Consider the following 17,314-nt stretch of genomic DNA (forward strand, 5'->3'; position numbering starts at 1 on the left):
CTATTTGGGAATGGTCAGGGGAACGACGCGCAAATCGACGCCGCTTCCTTCGAGCAATCGTTCGAGGCGACCTACGCTGGTTTGCGCGTCGCTAGCCGATTCCACGACCACCATCGGCACCCAGTACCCACCTGGTAGCGAAAGGCCCCACGAGTCGACGCGATCTCGGATCGCTTCCGCCAACTCATCGGACACCTGCTTTGGCCCATTTGCCAATAGGATGATCCGCTCGAATTGGTTTGGATTCTGTTCGGAGCGAATAAGCCACTTGCTGTTGATTGCGACAATTTGAATGGTTCGTGAAACAGGCGTCGCTTTTCCTTCTGCCTTCGCTTGGGCCCAATTCTTTCCGGCCCCCACCGAAATGGGTTTCAAGTCCCCTTCGGGCTTGACGTACTTTTGATTCGACTCGCCTAATTGAATGGAAGCCGAGGGTACAGCGGGCGGCGTCTGCCCCTGTTCCGGATTCACCGCATCGACCGGTTGAGTCATGCTGCCGGTCGTAGGAGCCCCTCCGCCCCCCATGGATGATGTGTTCTGTTGAGAGCTGGAACTGCCGGCAGATTGGTTCGTCACCGCCAAACTGGATGTTGGAGGTGGTGTGTTGGAGGCTTGACCGCCCTCGGACCCTTCCGCAGTACCCGACTGATTGGTTGCCTTGGGATCGCTCTGCCCGTTGGGTGCAACCGATTGTTCAAATGAGGAGCTCGGAATAGACCCACTCTGCATGGCGGCAAGGGCGCCGCTACTCGCGGCCCCAACCGCTGCGTTTGGAAGATGAGCCGATCCCATAGCGGATGGTTGTTGGGCGGTGCTGCTCGATGTGGACGTAGGAGATGATCCATTGACTAAGGGCTGCACCATACTCCAGTTTTGTGCATCTTCGATAGGCCGCAGATTGAGTGAGCTGTTCCCTCCACCGGCTCCCCCGCCTGCCCCCAAACTCACGTCTGATGGTTCTTGATCGAAATCTTGCCAGCTATCCATCGCCATGGCGTATTCTCGCGCGAGTTTAGGATTGGCGGCGAGCAGAGCTTTCTGCCGTTGTTTCGACGATTCGACGACTTGCTCGAGCATCTCCTTCGTACCGGGAACGCTCGGGGGGAACGCCAGTTCCATATCCGCATTGATCAGTTCGTAGCCAAATTGGTCATCCCAACTTTCAATCGCCTTGCGTGCGACCGCGTAGGTCTCCACCCCATCAGGGCGGACCATCAATAGGGGATAGGGTGGCTGAGACGCCAGTCCCTGCGCCCGATCTGACTCTTCATAACGATTACGGAGCATTCGGAGAGCGGATGCGAGCGGGTTGCTCGGCCCTGGTGGGAACATGTCTTTGGGGGCAATCAGGACACCTTCGGGTTGGATGACCACCCCATCAGCCCGGCATTCCAAATAGATCGGCCGTCGCGATGTCCCATTTCGGCCGGAATAGGGGATGATGGCGAAGGCAGGTTTCTTCCTTTTTAACGCCTCCACCTGAGCAGCCAGTTCTGCTTTTTTCGCATCGATTTGCTTCTTCAGAGCATCCGATTGGTTTTGCAGCGCATCGCTTTCACTTTGGACCGTCAACTCGTTCGACTCCAGCCGCCGAAGCTTGCTTCGAATCTCCGCGTACTCTTCCTGGAGGCGGCGCAAATGGTCTTCGATGTACTGCAAGGCTTCGCGGCGCTTCTCGAGTTCCTCTTTGGAGGCTTCTCGCGTCTCCAAGAGCCCTTCGGATACGGACTCGGCTAGGTTTTCCTGACCCTCCATTTCCGCGAACGCCAATTCTGCATCTTTGCGAGCCGAAGCATGCGAGTTGGTGACCGTGATCGACAAGATCAGGACGAGAGCACCAATCAAGCAAAGGAGAACAGCCATGAAAGGAAACAGGGCTGGCGCTAATTGGTCGCCGCGGCGTTTTCGACCGCTCATCCTGCTTTCCTCGGGAAAGGAATGGAAATCGGTGTCTCGTCGGAATGGGCTTGCGATACAGGTGTTGCGGGAGATGCATCTTCTGCACTCGATCGACGACGCACAGGCTGTCGCCCCAGGTAGCCGTATCGTTCCATTTGAGTGCCAAGTACCGCGACCGCTTCGGCGAGACAAACCGCGGCGTCATGAAATCGGTCGACATCGGTAAGGCGTTGCAGCGTTGCTTGAAGAGGTGTTTCCATCGACTTCACCAACTCCGCCTTTTCGATCAATCCACGCAGAAGGTCTGTCTGCTTGCGCATTTCGGATTGTTGCTCGACCATCGATCTAGCTTGGTCCGAGATCGTAACTTGCCACTGCTGGATCCGATGATCGACGAGTGTCGCACCTTCCGCGTGAAGTTTTGCGATCCGTTCTTGGTGTTCTTGAAGCGGGGAGACCAGGCTTTCCATCGCCATGGAAATGGCAGGCAGCAACGATTGCTGGACGGCGTCACTGGTGCCAACGGTCGCCAGCTTCCATCTCTCTTCCGCTTGCTGCAACGCCTCCTGCCAGAGGGCCGACTGCTTCTTAACCAGCTTTTCGACCGATTTCAGCACCGAGGCCGTAACGGCTTCCACGGCCGACTCCACCTTGGTGAAATCGTGATTTTGCGATCGAATCACCAAGGTATTACCGAGCAGATCGTCCGACAGGTTGTTGATGTGCTGGAGAACTTGGAGTTCTTGTTTACCGACCATGTACTGGGCAAAAATGACAACCATCGTGAGCACCAAACCCACGGCAGTTGTATCGAATGCCACGTAAAGACCTTGGGTAATATCGTTCATCGCCTCTTGCGAACCGCTCGCGAGCGCGGAGGCATCCATCTGTCCGAGGGTGGTCGAGAGACCGAGAACGGTTCCCAAAAATCCGAGCATCGGCATCGCCCAAGCCAAGATGCGCAACAATGCGTAGCTATCATGCTGGAGGTCTGCGTCACGTTCCGAAAGCTTTAGTTTCGTCTCGTCGCTTTGCTCCAAGGATTTGCGGAGTAATTGAGTTTGCAGAAAATCGCGTATTCGCTGTCCAAACCAACTGGAATACAAAGAGCGAGATTGCGACTTCCAAGCCGCCTCGAGCCAGAGGAGTTGATCGAGATAGCCCTCGATGTCTTCGTCCGATCTCGCCAACTTCATTTCATCGACCGCGATTGCGTTTTGGCGTTGCAATCGCTGCTGTTTGAAGACCTCTAAGCATTTGTAGGTCAATACGCATGCCGCGATGAAGAACAACTCGACGGTAACGTACGCCACCTCATGGCAGGTAGAGTAGCGCTTTAACAACGCCAGTCGTTCATCACCTATTCGCAATACGCCGTAATACCCCAAACAAATCAAACTCCCGATCACGGTGCACGAGATCATAGGTGCTTGAAACATGGCCACGTTTTGACGTAATCGCTTGAACACGGGAGTCCCTGCCTTCGGGTAGAACGAATCGAAGGATTGCTGTTCCTTCGGAGCCGTCTGGGTCTTGTATCAATCGCCAAGGATCGAGGCAAGCCAAATGTCCGCACCGGGAATGCATGCAATCCCAACTAGCTGTGCGATCATCCGTCTGTTGCATCGGCAGGAGGGCGAAGGGAGGGTTAGCCGAAGCCTGGAAAGTTTGGCAATCTGTAGCGGTCGAATCAGTCGAATGATGCCTCTCCCCTCGATTTCGGTGAGTTGCTCGACTTTTCCATCAAGTCAGGAGCAGGGTAATGCTCGTGCGGCGACTGGTACCAGCCACTCGAATTCTCTATCATGGCAACGCAAAGGGGATAACCGAGATGGTAAACGACGAATCGATGAGCTCGGCGCAAGACCGAAAAGCCGTTTGGAAGCTGGGGGGGTACATTCTCGGGATCGCGTTGGTGAGCACGATTCTGTGCATGATGAATACCGGAATGGTGTTCGCCCTCGCCAAGGGATTGGAAACAAAGCTGCCGGAGTTTCCTGGCTCGAATCAGATCATGCAGTTCATGCTCGCAGTTGTTCCGGTGCTCCTGCTTTTTGCGGAATGGTACGCATGGGACATCCTGACTACCCGCCGATACCGCTAGAGCCTTAAAAAGATCTTGCGTTGGTACATCCATGCGACGATGCACCACAGAACGAGTAGGACCCACCCGCGTTCTAAGGCAGGTTTCCATACCTCCCCGAGAGAATGGAAAAACGAGGCGCCTAGGTGAATCGCTGTTTGCTTTCGGATAAATCCACTGCTCAATTGCCAAAGACAATAGAGCGTCAAGGGATTCATCCCAGCAACGACGAACACAAATGCCCAACGTCTCCATTTCGCAAGATCGATAACCAGGACGAAAAACGAGAGTGCAAGCGCGACCGCTCCAGAGCTGGTAAAAGCGAAGCTAGGGGTCCAAATCCGCTTGACCATCGGGCAGATTCCGAAGTAATCGAGCGCGACGCCCATGACGATGCCGACAACACCAAAGCATGCGATTGCACCTGCCGCACGGCCCACGTTCGCGGGAGGGAGCAACGCTCGACCGCACAGCATCCCGAACGCCATTGTTGCAATGGAAGGAACAAAGTTCAGCGTCTGATACCCACCGCTGCTGAATTCAAAAGGTTTCGCGCGCGGAAACAGGTTCAAAAACCAGCGATCAAACCAAGCTGCGATGTTGGCATTCTTTTCCCAATGCGATTCGAAGCCGGTGAGAAAATTCCAAGTCTCCGGAATACCGACCTTCTCCCATGCAAAATCAGGTGATGGAATTGGGAAGATCGCAAATGCCACCCAAGTCGCTCCGAGAATCCCGAGCGTCATTCCCCAGACCGCGCGATCCGGGGCGAATCCCAGCAGAAACAGGATGGGGTATCCAAGACCGATCTGGGTAAGGACATTCGTAAAGACCCATTCGGTTTGGGAACTCCAGGCCGACGTGAGAAAAATCGCAATCAACACGAGCAACAGCGATCGCCATAGAGCATGGCAAAGGAGCCGGGCAAATCGATCCCCACTCGCTCTCCTCTTCTGAAGAGACCACGGCAACGCAACGCCCACCATGAACATAAAGGCGGGCTGAATGAGATCCCACAGGGTGCAACCTCGCCACGTTGCGTGTTCTGTTTGTCGTCCGACCCATTGCATCCACGAGGATTGCGGAAACGAGGATGCCACGTTCGCCAGGCCCATTCCACCGGACGCCATCATCAGGACGACCATCCCTCGAAACGCATCGAGAGATTGGAGGCGGTGGGTTCTAACCTCAGGTTGGTGATTGGCTAAGCCTTTCGTAATGTCTTCGTTTCTCGCAATGTCGTCGTTTGGCATAGATTCAGTCCTAGTCCGCGAATGATACCACCGAGATTGCAAGGATTGTGCAGGGGAGGGACTCGAATTTGTTTCCAGTTTTCCGGAGGGATTCGGTAATCCACAGGGTTGAAGGTCGGGATGCGTGATATAAGAACGGAAAGCGTAAATCTCTACGCTAAGGCGCCGCCCTTACTCGAACCCTTCCCAAACTTCGAATGAAACGAACGATTGAAGAGCAGATTGGGGAAGAACTAGCGAATCAGAGGGGCGGAAGCCTTAGCATCTTGAACTTTAGCCGACCCTACTGTGACACGTCGGACTCCAAGGTTCAGCACACAGGCTCCGTCGCGGATTTTTTGATGGTTCCCAAAAATCAATCGGGAGCCTGGGTCATCGAAATCTCCCACCAAGAGTCCCCCAGCCAAGTTGCAGTACGATGGAACGACGAGACGCAGGAGTGGGAGAATTTGGGTTCCGTTCGCTATTCTTCTATCTGATGACGGAAATGGATTTCCTGGAGGGAGACACAGACTTTCTCTACATGAACACATTGTGATGGAACCCTACTGAGTCATTCCGATTATAATTCGGGTCTCCGTTTCATCATCTTCGTTCGTGATTGCGTGAGTTGCCCGACCCATGATACCGGTATCTACCGATGCACCCATCTATCATTACCCGATTGGAACCGTTGGATTAATCGCTGCGAATCTCGGGTGCTTCTTATTGTTCTGCAATCTACCTTCCATGGGTGCAATGGACTCTCCAGAGGCCTTCGAAGAGTCATTCTATTGGGTCGATAGGCTCGCGCTGGAATTCGGAGCGTTCCAACCTTGGCAATGGTTTACATGCAATTTCCTTCATGCTGACTGGATTCACTTGATCGGCAACATGATCTTCCTTTGGTCATTCGGCTTGATCGTCGAGGGGAAGATTGGTCTTGTCCGATTTCTGAGTCTCTATGCGATCGTCGGCACGGTTTTCGGGATGGTCGCGCAGTTGAGTTCGATTGTCTTTGCGTGGGAGGGAATTTCGTTGGGAGCATCCGGCGTCATCTTCGGGCTCTTGGCTTTTTGTATTGCATGGGCTCCTGCGAACGAATTCGAAGTCATTTGGCTGCTAGGGAGAGCGGGAGGGACCCTGGAGATTTCGATTCTGGTATTCGGCGCACTCTTCGTCGCGAAGGAAGCTCTCTTTTTTGGTCTCGGCGGCTTTCAAGTAAGTTCGGAGTTGTTCCACATCGTAGGATTCATCGTCGCTTTACCCTTCGCTCTCTGGATGGTAAGAGCGGGGCAAGTGGATTGCGAGGGATGGGATATCTTCTCCTATCTTTCCGGCGCCACAGGTGCGAATTCTAGGATTGCTAAGAATCGAGTCGCCATGGAAATGGCTCGCGAGCGTGCCGCCAGTGCTAAACAATCCAATTCCGATCGAATTGCTACCCAAAAGGCATTGCAAAATGGTTTGCCACCCGAGAAGCGGGCAGTTCAATTTCGTGACCAAGTTCGAGCTGCGATCGACTCGGGCTCCTATGAGCTCGCGGCGAAACTCCAGGAGAAGATAACCCTGTCCAATCCCGGAATCACTTGGAATCAAGAAGACCTGTATGCGACTATCCACGGGCTACTGAAGGAACGCAAGTACGAGGCTGTGGCGCCGCTAATGTCACTGCATATCGACTCGTTCGAGACACATCGAACGGCCATGCAGAAGCTGCTCATCAAGATGTGGCTCAAGGAGCAACGGCCTCGCCACGCTTTGCGTTTCATGCGAGGAATAGATCGAAGCCAATTAAGTTCTAAAGAATTGGATGAAATACGCCAGCTCGCGAACCACGCTCAGAAATTGATCGACGCCGGCGTGGTCGAATTTTCCAACTAGATACTTTCCAAATAATTGCGAGACTATGGTGCAGCTCCTTGTTCCGCATTGGACCGAGTGCCCTAGCCCATGCCTGCAGTCGAAGCAATTTCGACTGCAGGACTATCCGATGGCCGATCCCGCGGACGCCACCCGTAACTGGCCGCACCCATTCGCTAGTTGGAGGCTACTTTCTTTGCCGCTTGCCGAAGCGACGGATCCAAATCGAAGCGATCCAGGTGCATCACTTTGTTCCAAGCCGCAACGAAATCCTTCACGAATTTTTCTTTTCCGTCGCCGCTCGCATACACTTCCGAAATGGCCCTCAACTGGGAATTCGAACCGAAGACCAAATCGACACGCGTACCAGTCCACTTGACCTTGCCTGACTTTCGGTCTTTCCCTTCGAACACCTCTTCCGAATCGCCTGACTTCTTCCACTCGGTTTCTTGATCCAGCAGGTGGACGAAAAAGTCATTGGTCAAAGTCTCCGGCTTTTCGGTGAATACACCGAGCTTGGTATTCCCCGTGTTCGCTCCGAGCACTCGGAGCCCTCCGACCAAAGCTGTCATCTCGGGGGCAGACAACGTCAGCATATGAGCCCGATCCACCAAGTATTGCTCGGCAGGTCGCTTGTGCTTGGGGTGCTTGTAATTTCGGAAGCCATCGACGGTTGGCTCGAGGGGCTTGAAGGAGGCAGTATCGGTCAACTCCTGCGTGGTATCTGCGCGACCAGGCTCGAAGGGAACTTGGACAGGCGTTCCCGCTCTCTTGGCAGCTTCCTCCACTCCAGCACATCCTGCGAGGACAATCAAATCCGCCATGGATATCTTCTTTCCACCTCGCTGAGCTCCGTTGAATTCTTTCTGAATCTTTTCGAGAACAGTCAGAGTTGTCTTCAATTCGGCAGGCTCGTTGACTGCCCAGTCCTTTTGAGGTTGCAGACGAATACGACCACCGTTGGCTCCGCCCCGTTTGTCGGTCCCTCGGAAAGTGGATGCGGAAGCCCACGCAGTCGCGACCAACTGCGAGATGGGTAAACCGGACTTCACGATTTGAGACTTGAGCGATGCAATGTCTTGCTCGCCGACCAGTTCATGATCGACGGCGGGAATGGGATCTTGCCAAATTTGAGGTTCGGGAACTTCGGGTCCCAGGCATCGAGCGACGGGCCCCATATCGCGATGTGTCAGCTTGTACCAAGCTTTCGCGAAGGCCAACTCAAACTCCTTCGGGTTGTCATGAAACCGTTTCGAGATTTTCGCATAGATGGGATCCATGCGGAGTGCTAGGTCGGTCGTGAACATGATCGGTGCGTGCGACTTCTTCGGGTCATGCGCATCGGGAACCGTTCCCTTCCCCGCATCCCCTTTGGGTTTCCACTGCGCTGCGCCGGCGGGACTCTTGGTCAGTTCCCATTCGTATCCGAACAGGTTTTCGAAATATCCGTTGGACCATTCGGTAGGGGTAGTGGTCCACGCGCCCTCGAGACCACTGGTAATCGTGTCACCCGCGTTCCCTTTCCCCAGCTTGTTCTTCCAGCCGAGTCCCTGCTCCTCAATGGAAGCCCCTTCTGGCTCGGGGCCGACATTTCCCTCTGGCGACGCGGCACCGTGTGCCTTGCCAAACGTGTGACCTCCTGCGATGAGAGCGACCGTTTCTTCATCATTCATGGCCATGCGGGCAAATGTCTCTCGAATGTCGCGGGCTGCCGCGATTGGATCGGGCTTTCCATTAGGGCCTTCTGGATTGACGTAGATGAGTCCCATTTGCACCGCAGCCAAGGGATTCTCCAGGTCGCGATCTCCGGTGTAACGTTTGTCACCGAGCCATTCGCTTTCCGGGCCCCAGTAAATGTCTTCTTGGGGTTCCCACACGTCGGCTCGTCCACCTGCGAATCCGAAGGTTTTGAAGCCCATCGATTCCAGTGCGACGTTGCCGGTCAAGACCATAAGATCCGCCCAGGAGATCCGCTTCCCATATTTCTGCTTGATCGGCCAGAGCAACCTGCGTGCCTTGTCCAAGTTCGCGTTGTCAGGCCAACTATTGAGCGGAGCAAATCGCTGGGTTCCGTATCCTGCCCCGCCTCGGCCATCTTGAACGCGGTAGGTACCGGCGCTGTGCCAAGCCATTCGGATAAACAACGGTCCATAATGCCCGTAATCGGCGGGCCACCAATCCTGTGATTGCGTCATCAGTGCCGCGATATCCTTCTTCACCGCAGCGAGATCAAGCTTCTTAAACTCCTCGGCGTAATTAAAGCTTTCTCCCATGGGGTTCCCCATCGGGGAATTCTGATGCAAGATTTTTAGGTTGAGTTGATCGGGCCACCAATCACCATTGCTCATCGAACCGACGGTGCCTTCGATACCGGAATCGTCCTGCTGAACGGATTTCGCCAAGGCAGCAAAGGACTGGAATGCGCCGGTCACCGGGCACTTCCCACCGGCTGCGCCATGACCTGCTCCATGCCCCACACCGGGCCCTCCAACGTGCGGGGCCGCCGCCGCAGGTACCGGACTATCATGGGATTGAGCCAGGATTACCGTGCCGGATAAACTCGCCGAACCGATCGCCAGCGTTCCCCAGAGCAGGGATCGCAAGACGCTCAAACGGCGGCGACGCACTCGTGGAGTGGAGAGTTTCTTCCCACTTTTCATTCGTAAATTCGCGGTGAAGCTGCGCATGGAAATCCTCTATTTCTGAGTCGGATTGGAAGGAAAACATCACTGAGTCGATTGTAACGCGACAATGCACGATAGACCTGTTTCCTGCGAGAGTCCAATGACGAACGTGCATGCGACGGATTCGTTTTCCGAATGCCAGGACGACGGCAGGAAGCTGGTTATTGTTTCTTTTCGTCAACACCCTCGTCGTCTGGAGTTTCAACCTCCGTGGCCAGAATATTTTCTCCCCCCTCCGGTTTTCTCGCGTTACGGGCCTGCTCTTTGATCTCTTCCGCTTCGCTCACCAATCCCGCTTCCGCCTCCGTTGCGGCCTCTCGCCGTTCATCGTCGCTATTCGCAGTCGGTGCAACAATTGGTTTTGCGGACGCGGTGGACGAACCATCGTAGAGCATGGTGGCCGCTTTGGTTTCATGGGCAACGGCCGGTTGAGGATCCAGGATCCTAATGGGAATCTCACGCGGGAAGATCACTTCACGCGCGCCATCCGGAATCGAGACCCCCTCGTCTTGAATGGCCTGTTTAATCAACCGCAAGAGAGAAGAACGAACGCGAAGGCCGCTGTGCTTGGACGTATCGATCCACGCGTAGCAGCGAAGATTGACGGAGGACGTGCCGAACGTATCGGCCAAGACCATGGGCTCGGGATTGTCCAAGACCGCTTCGTGCTCCTGCAGTACCTTCAAGATGACTTGCTGGACATTGCTGATGGAATCGTCGTACCCAATGCCGATGTCGATCTGCAGCCGAACATTCGGATTGGACGTTAAATTGCGAATGATGCTCTTATAAACAATGGAGTTCGGAATCTGCAAATGATTGCCTTCCAATGTCATCATCAAGGTACCGCGCATGGTGACGCTCTGAACGAACCCCATATTCGCACCGACTTCGATGAGATCACCAAGTGAGAACGGGCGCTGCACGCTGATGAGGACACTGGCGAGAAAGTTCTCTGCAATGTCGCGAAATGCGATACCGATGATAAGCCCTATCAATCCGGTACCACCCAACAAGGTTGCTGCGATTTGAGTCAATCCCGATATGCGCAGTGAAACATACAATCCGATAACGAAGACCAGTAAAGTTATCCCCCTGGCAGCGACCTCAGCCAGCAGCGGACTCCTGAGCTTGGAGTCAAAGGTGAATCTCGCCAGACGGTGAGAGATTCCAGCTAACAACCATGTCAGCAGAATCAAGCCGAGAGCAAGGAGCATTAAGGGGACGGAACGGATAAGATTGCGTCCCAAATCCTCGGCTTCTCGCCATGCGGGCCGAAGGTCCCATAGCGGAGACGCTTGAACACTCATTCGATTGACGACTGCGACGACATCCTGGGTTTTCTGCGCGAGCTCCGAAGCCCAGTTTTTGTGCTCTTCGCGCCTCGCCATCCCAGCAAGAAACACGACTCCCTCGTCGACACGAACATCCGGCTCGGTGAACCATTCGGTGGCAGTGAGGATCCGAAGCAACCGTCGCTCGATCTGACGGTCCTCTGCAATCGGTTCCACTTCCACCTTGACCGGTGCAGCCAGCTTCTCCTCTCCCTTGTCTTCCGGCTTTGCCGGTGCCGATTCTTCCACTGCAGGCGGATCCTGCGCTGCGAGTCGCAAACTCCACCCCTCTCGATGCACCGCCAACCCAAAAAGCATAACAACAAACAATGCTTGGCAAAAATTCCCGACCAGCCCTCGATGATGTCGCACTCCGACTACCTCTTTTCCATTCAAGCCTCCGCGAAGGGCGGATGACGCACCATGAAACAATCTGGTTTATCAGGAACCAATCGGGTCGCTGACCGAACAACACTGCCGTAATGTCCCAATCGGATGGAGGAAGATTCTTTCCATCGCTTCCCCCAGCGGGGGCGGCGGTACGAATCAATCGAAACGACGGCGAGCAAACGTAAAAGCAACTAACGTTCCTGGAGTCAGGAAAATGATTTTGCAAAATCTCTTTGTGCTTTAAAACGCTAGAAGAATCGCGATTTCTAATCGATAACAGCGAGAGCGATGAGCTCGGGGTTGAGCTCTGGACCAGCGGGATGAGAGGGATTAACCGCGGAGATTGCGGAGAAACGCGGAGGGAAAATGATGAGGAAAAGGAGGCACCTTCAAGCAAAAGAAGTCGGGACTGATTACGGAGTTACCGGATTCTTCCACCAAAGGGGCGAGAAACCCCATCGAAGCATGACATATTGCTGCACCGAGCAAAGCATGGCTCGTAATAACGATCCTCGATGTGAGTCGAATGAAGGATTCGGATATGGCAGGGGAGCCGGTTAGGCAACCGGGCATCGACCTTGCTCGACACGATAGCAGGAGTGTCGCTAAGGTCGGCTAATCGGTGAACGCGGTGCGAATTCGCGAAGATCGACATAGCCATCTTGATTGGCGTCTCGTTGGCTAAACCACCGTGCTGCTTCCTCGGGATTGCGATTCACACGGAATTCAACGGGCGAGAGTTTTCCATCTTCGTCCCGATCCAACGCGTGAAAACGAGTCACGCGAGCCGGATCGACCTCCGAGCCTTGCGCTCGCCCCGATGGCTGCTTCGTTCGACGTGTGGCTTCGGAATAAGGCTCTGGTAGCGGCAAGTAGTCGAAGTCGAGAATCATCTTTTCGGTGAGCGCTCGGCGGAGTTGGTCTTCCAACTCGGCAAATTCAGGCTTCCCAGCGAGATTGTGGAGTTCAGAGGAATCGGACTCCAAGTCATAAAGTTCATAAACAGGGCGAGGGACTGTGAAGTAGGCCGCTTTCCACTGATCCGCCAAAGTCCCTTCCTCATTCTGTTTTTTCATTGCGGTCCAAGCTGGTCCCGATGCCGAATCGACCGGGGAATAGGGTAACCAAGGGGTGCAGTTGTAAATGAACTTGAACCGATCGCTTCGCACCGCTCGTCCCAAGTCGTAACCACTGGAAGACATATTCACAGAGACGGAAGCAGAACCGTGCGGTCCACGTTCGATATACACATAAGGCCGCGACTGATAATCGGCTCCCGTGACGAGCGACCAAAAGCTGACACCCGTCATCGATTTCGGAATGGAGAGCCCCGCAGCCTCCAGCAAAGTAGGGGCAACATCCTCACCGCTGAGCAGATTCCTGGACTCCGTCGATTTCGCGATTCCAGGCCCATGGATGATGCAGGGGACATTGGATCCCGGATCGTACAGGGAACCTTTGCCGTGGGGTAGAGCAGCACCGTTATCACCCAGGAACACGACGATGGTGTTATCGAGCAACTCCCGATTTTCCATGACCGCCAATACTTTGCCAACCGTATCGTCCAATCGATTCACCTCCGCGCAGTAATCAGCAAACTGCTCGCGCATCTCGGGAATGTCCGGCCAGTGCGCCGGCAGACTCAAGTCCTTTGGATCGGGTCGCCACGACTGGGGAGCATCCCACACGTGATGCGGATCGCTGAAATTGGCCCATAGAAAAAATGGTTGGTCTTCAGGACGGCCATCGAGAAACTCTTCAACGACTCCAGGAACCGCTTCATCGCGACAGCCTTGAAGGAACTGAACTCGATTTTCGAATGTTCTCAAATTGTTTTCGCGCAGAATCGTATCCGCGACATCGTTTCCTCGGCCTACCGACCCATCGAGATGATAGGACCTGCCACAGATCCCCGTGTAGTATCCCCCTTGCTCGCGCAGGATTTCCGGCAAGGTGATTTGATCGGCAGGTAAAGGTGACGAGAAGCGTGTCATGCGGGCTGCCACCGGCGACTTGCCCGTCATGAGAGCCGCCCGCGATGGAACGCATTGAGGACATGCGGTAAAGAATCGGTGCGATGCAAATCCCTCTTTTGCAAGGCGATCGATATTAGGCGTCTTCACATTGTGATCACCATAACAGCTCAGATAGGGATAGCTGTGATCGTCGCTTAGGAGCAGCAAAATGTTTGGGCGCTTTCCATCGGCCCCATCCGGCGTACTCCCGATGGCAACAGGGAGTATCGCGACATAAAGCAGAGCGCAGGTCACTGACAAGACGGCTGGGAACAGAAAGCTTCGCACAGGAAAACGTCCTTTCAAGGAGAGGGACCAGTCAAGTGACCGAAGGTTGGCAAATCAAAGAGCGGCAACCGATTGTTTCATTTTCGCCAAACCGGTTTTCGCGACCAACAAGGGATCTTGGGACCAGTAAGCGCGGTTGAAAAGCTCCAAGGACAGGACTCCTTCAAAGCCACTGCTAATCAACGTTTGGAGTGCGTCGGCAATCGGAGCCGTTCCATCTCCTGGATAAACTCGATCCGCATCATTGATCGATTCGCGAGGAAGATTGGGGTAATCGTTCATGTGCAAGACATGGACTTTTTTTCCAGCCAGGAATTTCAAATCCTCGAACCGCGATCCTCCTTTATAGAGGTGATAGATATCGGGCAGGATACATGCGTCTGGGTGCTGGGCTTGAGCCGCAACGTAAAGGACTTCGGACAAGCGGGACAAGTTTTTCGAAAATCCCCAAACTTCGAGTTGCGCCAAACAGCCTACTTGCGAGCCGACTTCGAGGAGGGCTCGATATCGGTCTGCTGCCAGATCGAGATCCAGTCGATCGCCATTGGTGGCGCCTGCTGGTGGAGCGGCGATGCGTTTTCCACCCAAATCGAGGACCGTCTGCATTTCCCGTTTCGCTTGTTCCAAGCCCTGTTTGCGTTTTGCCTCGTCGTCCACGATCCAATTTGCAAACGCGATAGCGCTCTCGACTCGCAACCCTGCATCGTCGATTCGTTTTCGCAAATCGGTTACCTTGCCGCCCCCTTGAACGAACTTGTCTACATCGCGAAGCCAAATCTCGATGCCATCATAGCCTGCCGATTGCACGATCTCGATTTGCTTCTCGATCGGAACGATTTCGCCGTGGATGGTGCTGGTGTTGAGACAGTAGCGGAAGCTTGGCATGGTCTTGACGATTGGAGTGGAAGGTTCGGTGGCAATGTTGTTCGCCGGTGAGGAGGCATAGCCTTGGCTTACTAATATCCCTGTCGCTGCAGTCGCGGCAGCGAGACCGCTCGCGAAGGCTCGTCGGTGGATTCGAGTGGTTCTTGGATCGGGCTTCCCGGGGGGATTATTGCGACTCATAAGAGGGATCGTTCCGAGGAAAGAATATGGACCAATAGGAAATTAAGCGTCCCGAGGGTTCAACGCGCAGCAACGGTTTCCCACCCAGAGGGGCAACGATGCGCCCGCCAAGATGATAACGTATTGCCAGTCACCGATCACGAGCAGTGCCGCAGCGAGAAACAGTACGAACAACCCGAAACCGATCACACGAAGGGGCGGGAGCAGCATGCAAAATAGGAAGGCAATTTGAATTTGAATGACACCATGCGTGATCCACTCCGCTACCGTCACGGTTGCCCATGAGGTGGGTATCCAACCTTGAGCGTCGGCCAGAAGCTGCCGGACCGATTCTCCTGTCCACCACCCCTCGTTCCCGAGCATGGTTGTAAGACTGAACAAGAACCAAAACAAAAAATGGACCTGCATCAACCGAAGCCCCAGAGTGGCCAGCTCCCGCTTCCAGAGGGGAACCGTGGATCCATCGGCGCGCGGGCTCTTTGCAAACGGGAAAAGCCCTGTCGATGGAAGAAGCAGGCTGTAAAGCAAAAAGGGGAGAACAAGTGGTTCGCCACGCCCCAGTAAGAGAGGTGCTCGGTGGTGGAACATGGCGAGCAAAAGGAATGCAGTCAACGCACAAAAGCGAGGCGCAATACTAACCGCCAGCAGCCCCGACAGGACAGCACCAACCCAACTGAGGGGCACGAGTAGGTTTGGATATGTGTAAAAAACCGACCATCGGTATTCGGCACCCGTTCCTGCCACGCCTTGTCCGACCAGATAGAGTCCCGAGGAGGGATTGAGCCAGCCATCCGAGCCGAGCCAAGCATTCGCGAATAGGATATGCCCAATAAATGCGACGAGCGATGCAACGCCAAGCCCCATTCGAATCGTCGAAGAACGAACTTCCGCGTCGCCGCGGAACCAAAAGCGATTCCAGTCACCCGCCAGTTTAAGCCATCGATTCATGACTGGGGGCCTCCTGTTTCGATCACGCGTCGCATCGTGCGTTGGGGTTCCAACGCCGGGACAAAACGCAACGGCCCCACATCATCTCGCACAACCGAAGCGCGATAGATCTCTTCATAACCCACTTCGGGATCGGAAATCCGTTCTATTCGAACAAGTTCGAAGCCATTGCCTTGGATCTTCTCTGCGTGCGCGACGATGGAAGCGAGGACTTGCGTAACACTCTCGTCGTCCAAGGAATCGATGGTAGTGACCAAAATGCTGAGCAACTGCCGTTGCTTGAGTCGATCCCACGTCAACGTTCGGGAGTCCAAGTAGATCAGGGCTTTGTTTTCGTACTGCAAGATCAAGCGGCTAGGCAGATCGGCTTGGGGGGCGCGTCCCCAGTCGACTGGAATCATCTCCGTTCCGAGCCCGAGCCCAAACAAATAGGGATGGAAAGTGGTAATCCAGCGATCTTGGGTCGCCGATCGTCTCCAATTCGAGGAGTAAACGGTCCAGAGAAGGAGGAAATGGAATACCACGCAAACCGAAATGATCCTCTTCAACGAAGCAGGCAATACGGTGCGATTGGGAAGGTTCGAATCTGGGTCGCGCACAGGGAGAAGTGGGATTGGAGAAACGGCGGTGGGAGGTTCGTTGAGGGGCGTTCCAGGAGAGTTTAATCATCTTCCTGGATGCGGGAAGGAAGAACTCCGAAGAACTATTCTCGAGCTGTTCCATAAAAAAAGGCCGGGGTGGATACACCTCGGCCTTTTTTTCTTTGGGTTGGTGGTATCTGGAAAAACCAGTACCGAGCAAACGACATTAAGCAGCTGGCTTCGCGTCGCTAGCGGATGCAGGAGCAGCTGGTGCTGCAGGAGGAGCGGCTTCGGTTGCTTGAACAGCACCGGCGTTGACGGTGGTTCCGCACGATGCACAGCCAGCAGCAGGAGCTGCAACGGTTGCGCATCCGCAAGCTGGAGCAGCAACGGTTGCGCATCCGCAAGCTGGAGCAGCTTCGCAGCAGGTTGGCTCAGGTGCACAGCACTTAGCAGCCTTGCGAGCCTTCAAACGTGCGAAAAGACCGTGACGGCCACCGCAGGTTGGAGCTGGTTCGCAGCAAACTGGTGCTGGTTCGCAAGCTGGTGCACAAACTGGAGCTGGTGCACAGACAGGTGCGCAAACTGGAGCTGGTTCGCAGCAGGTTGGCTCTGGAGCACAGCACTTAGCAGCTTTGCGAGCCTTCAAGCGAGCGAGAAGACCTTGACGGCCACCGCAGGTTGGAGCTGGTTCGCAGCAAACGGGTGCTGGTTCGCAAGCTGGTGCACAAACTGGTGCTGGTGCACAGACAGGTGCACAAACTGGAGCTGGCTCGCAGCAAGAAGCCTTGCGTGCGTGAAGCTTTGCGAGCAAGCCTTCTCGGCCGCCGCAAGAAGCCGAAGCAAAAGAGCTCGAGGCAACAACAGCTGCCAAGGCCAACGATGCCAATCGTACCTTAATCATTCGTAACATCCTCCCTAGGGAACAGTAA

12 protein-coding genes are annotated in these 17,314 nt (G+C 54.6%); 3 read left to right on the top strand and 9 right to left on the bottom strand.

Annotated elements, in window-relative coordinates; all coding sequences use genetic code 11:
* Together VN12_RS01520 and VN12_RS01525 are read right to left on the bottom strand one after the other, a co-directional pair.
* The gene (locus VN12_RS01520) at window positions 1-1,917 is read right to left on the bottom strand and encodes a hypothetical protein (protein WP_146675175.1); all 1,917 of its coding nucleotides are present in this window, start codon (window positions 1,915-1,917) and stop codon (window positions 1-3) included.
* Window positions 1,914-3,338, bottom strand: a complete 1,425-nt coding sequence (locus VN12_RS01525; protein ID WP_146675176.1) for a MotA/TolQ/ExbB proton channel family protein — start codon at window positions 3,336-3,338, stop codon at window positions 1,914-1,916. The genes VN12_RS01520 and VN12_RS01525 overlap by 4 nt, the downstream gene beginning before the upstream one ends.
* 323 nt (window positions 3,339-3,661) lie before the next feature.
* Between VN12_RS01525 and VN12_RS01530 the strand changes: the two genes are divergently transcribed.
* Window positions 3,662-4,003 carry a hypothetical protein gene (locus tag VN12_RS01530; RefSeq protein WP_146675177.1) on the top strand — a complete coding sequence of 114 codons (342 nt, stop codon included), beginning with the start codon at window positions 3,662-3,664 and terminating at the stop codon, window positions 4,001-4,003.
* Here the strand turns inward: VN12_RS01530 and VN12_RS01535 are convergent.
* Window positions 4,000-5,235 (bottom strand): acyltransferase family protein, encoded by a 1,236-nt coding sequence (locus tag VN12_RS01535; RefSeq protein WP_146675178.1) that lies wholly within the window; start codon window positions 5,233-5,235, stop codon window positions 4,000-4,002. The two genes, VN12_RS01530 and VN12_RS01535, sit on opposite strands and share 4 nt — an antisense overlap.
* Before the next feature lie 197 nt (window positions 5,236-5,432).
* On the opposite strand from VN12_RS01535, the gene VN12_RS01540 reads away from it, so the two are divergent.
* Both VN12_RS01540 and VN12_RS01545 read left to right on the top strand, forming a co-directional pair.
* Complete coding sequence (locus tag VN12_RS01540) at window positions 5,433-5,714, top strand: hypothetical protein (RefSeq protein ID WP_146675179.1); 282 nt, start codon at window positions 5,433-5,435, stop codon at window positions 5,712-5,714.
* Window positions 5,715-5,856: 142 nt separating this feature from the next.
* On the top strand, window positions 5,857-7,098 hold the full coding sequence (locus VN12_RS01545) for a rhomboid family intramembrane serine protease (RefSeq protein ID WP_146675180.1): 1,242 nt from the start codon (window positions 5,857-5,859) through the stop codon (window positions 7,096-7,098).
* Between the two features lie 155 nt (window positions 7,099-7,253).
* Here VN12_RS01545 and katG read toward each other — a convergent pair whose 3' ends face one another.
* From katG to VN12_RS01575, 6 genes are all read right to left on the bottom strand, one after another.
* Window positions 7,254-9,764, bottom strand: a complete 2,511-nt coding sequence (gene katG, locus VN12_RS01550) for a catalase/peroxidase HPI (protein WP_146675181.1) — start codon at window positions 9,762-9,764, stop codon at window positions 7,254-7,256.
* A gap of 158 nt (window positions 9,765-9,922) precedes the next feature.
* The gene (locus tag VN12_RS01555; protein ID WP_146675182.1) at window positions 9,923-11,467 is read right to left on the bottom strand and encodes a mechanosensitive ion channel domain-containing protein; all 1,545 of its coding nucleotides are present in this window, start codon (window positions 11,465-11,467) and stop codon (window positions 9,923-9,925) included.
* Between the two features lie 623 nt (window positions 11,468-12,090).
* Window positions 12,091-13,788 carry a sulfatase-like hydrolase/transferase gene (locus VN12_RS01560; RefSeq protein ID WP_146675183.1) on the bottom strand — a complete coding sequence of 566 codons (1,698 nt, stop codon included), beginning with the start codon at window positions 13,786-13,788 and terminating at the stop codon, window positions 12,091-12,093.
* A 54-nt stretch (window positions 13,789-13,842) separates the two neighbouring features.
* Complete coding sequence (locus tag VN12_RS01565) at window positions 13,843-14,853, bottom strand: sugar phosphate isomerase/epimerase family protein (RefSeq protein ID WP_146675184.1); 1,011 nt, start codon at window positions 14,851-14,853, stop codon at window positions 13,843-13,845.
* 42 nt (window positions 14,854-14,895) lie between these two features.
* Entirely contained in the window at window positions 14,896-15,801 is a 906-nt protein-coding gene (locus tag VN12_RS01570; RefSeq protein WP_146675185.1) for a hypothetical protein, read from the bottom strand.
* Entirely contained in the window at window positions 15,798-16,400 is a 603-nt protein-coding gene (locus VN12_RS01575) for a hypothetical protein (protein ID WP_146675186.1), read from the bottom strand. The genes VN12_RS01570 and VN12_RS01575 overlap by 4 nt, the downstream gene beginning before the upstream one ends.
* Window positions 16,401-17,314: the final 914 nt, after the last annotated feature.

Origin of the sequence: Pirellula sp. SH-Sr6A, assembly GCF_001610875.1 — a bacterium.
Taxonomy (GTDB): Bacteria; Planctomycetota; Planctomycetia; order Pirellulales; family Pirellulaceae; genus JBKCUI01.

Excerpts from the sequence above, each read along its gene's own strand:
- VN12_RS01520 (WP_146675175.1), bottom strand. The coding sequence starts at position 1,917 with ATGAGCGGTCGAAAACGCCGCGGCGACCAATTAGCGCCAGCCCTGTTT.
- VN12_RS01525 (WP_146675176.1), bottom strand. The coding sequence starts at position 3,338 with ATGTTTCAAGCACCTATGATCTCGTGCACCGTGATCGGGAGTTTGATT.
- VN12_RS01530 (WP_146675177.1), top strand. The coding sequence starts at position 3,662 with ATGCTCGTGCGGCGACTGGTACCAGCCACTCGAATTCTCTATCATGGC.
- VN12_RS01535 (WP_146675178.1), bottom strand. The coding sequence starts at position 5,235 with ATGCCAAACGACGACATTGCGAGAAACGAAGACATTACGAAAGGCTTA.
- VN12_RS01540 (WP_146675179.1), top strand. The coding sequence starts at position 5,433 with ATGAAACGAACGATTGAAGAGCAGATTGGGGAAGAACTAGCGAATCAG.
- VN12_RS01545 (WP_146675180.1), top strand. The coding sequence starts at position 5,857 with ATGATACCGGTATCTACCGATGCACCCATCTATCATTACCCGATTGGA.
- katG (WP_146675181.1), bottom strand. The coding sequence starts at position 9,764 with ATGCGCAGCTTCACCGCGAATTTACGAATGAAAAGTGGGAAGAAACTC.
- VN12_RS01565 (WP_146675184.1), bottom strand. The coding sequence starts at position 14,853 with ATGAGTCGCAATAATCCCCCCGGGAAGCCCGATCCAAGAACCACTCGA.
- VN12_RS01570 (WP_146675185.1), bottom strand. The coding sequence starts at position 15,801 with ATGAATCGATGGCTTAAACTGGCGGGTGACTGGAATCGCTTTTGGTTC.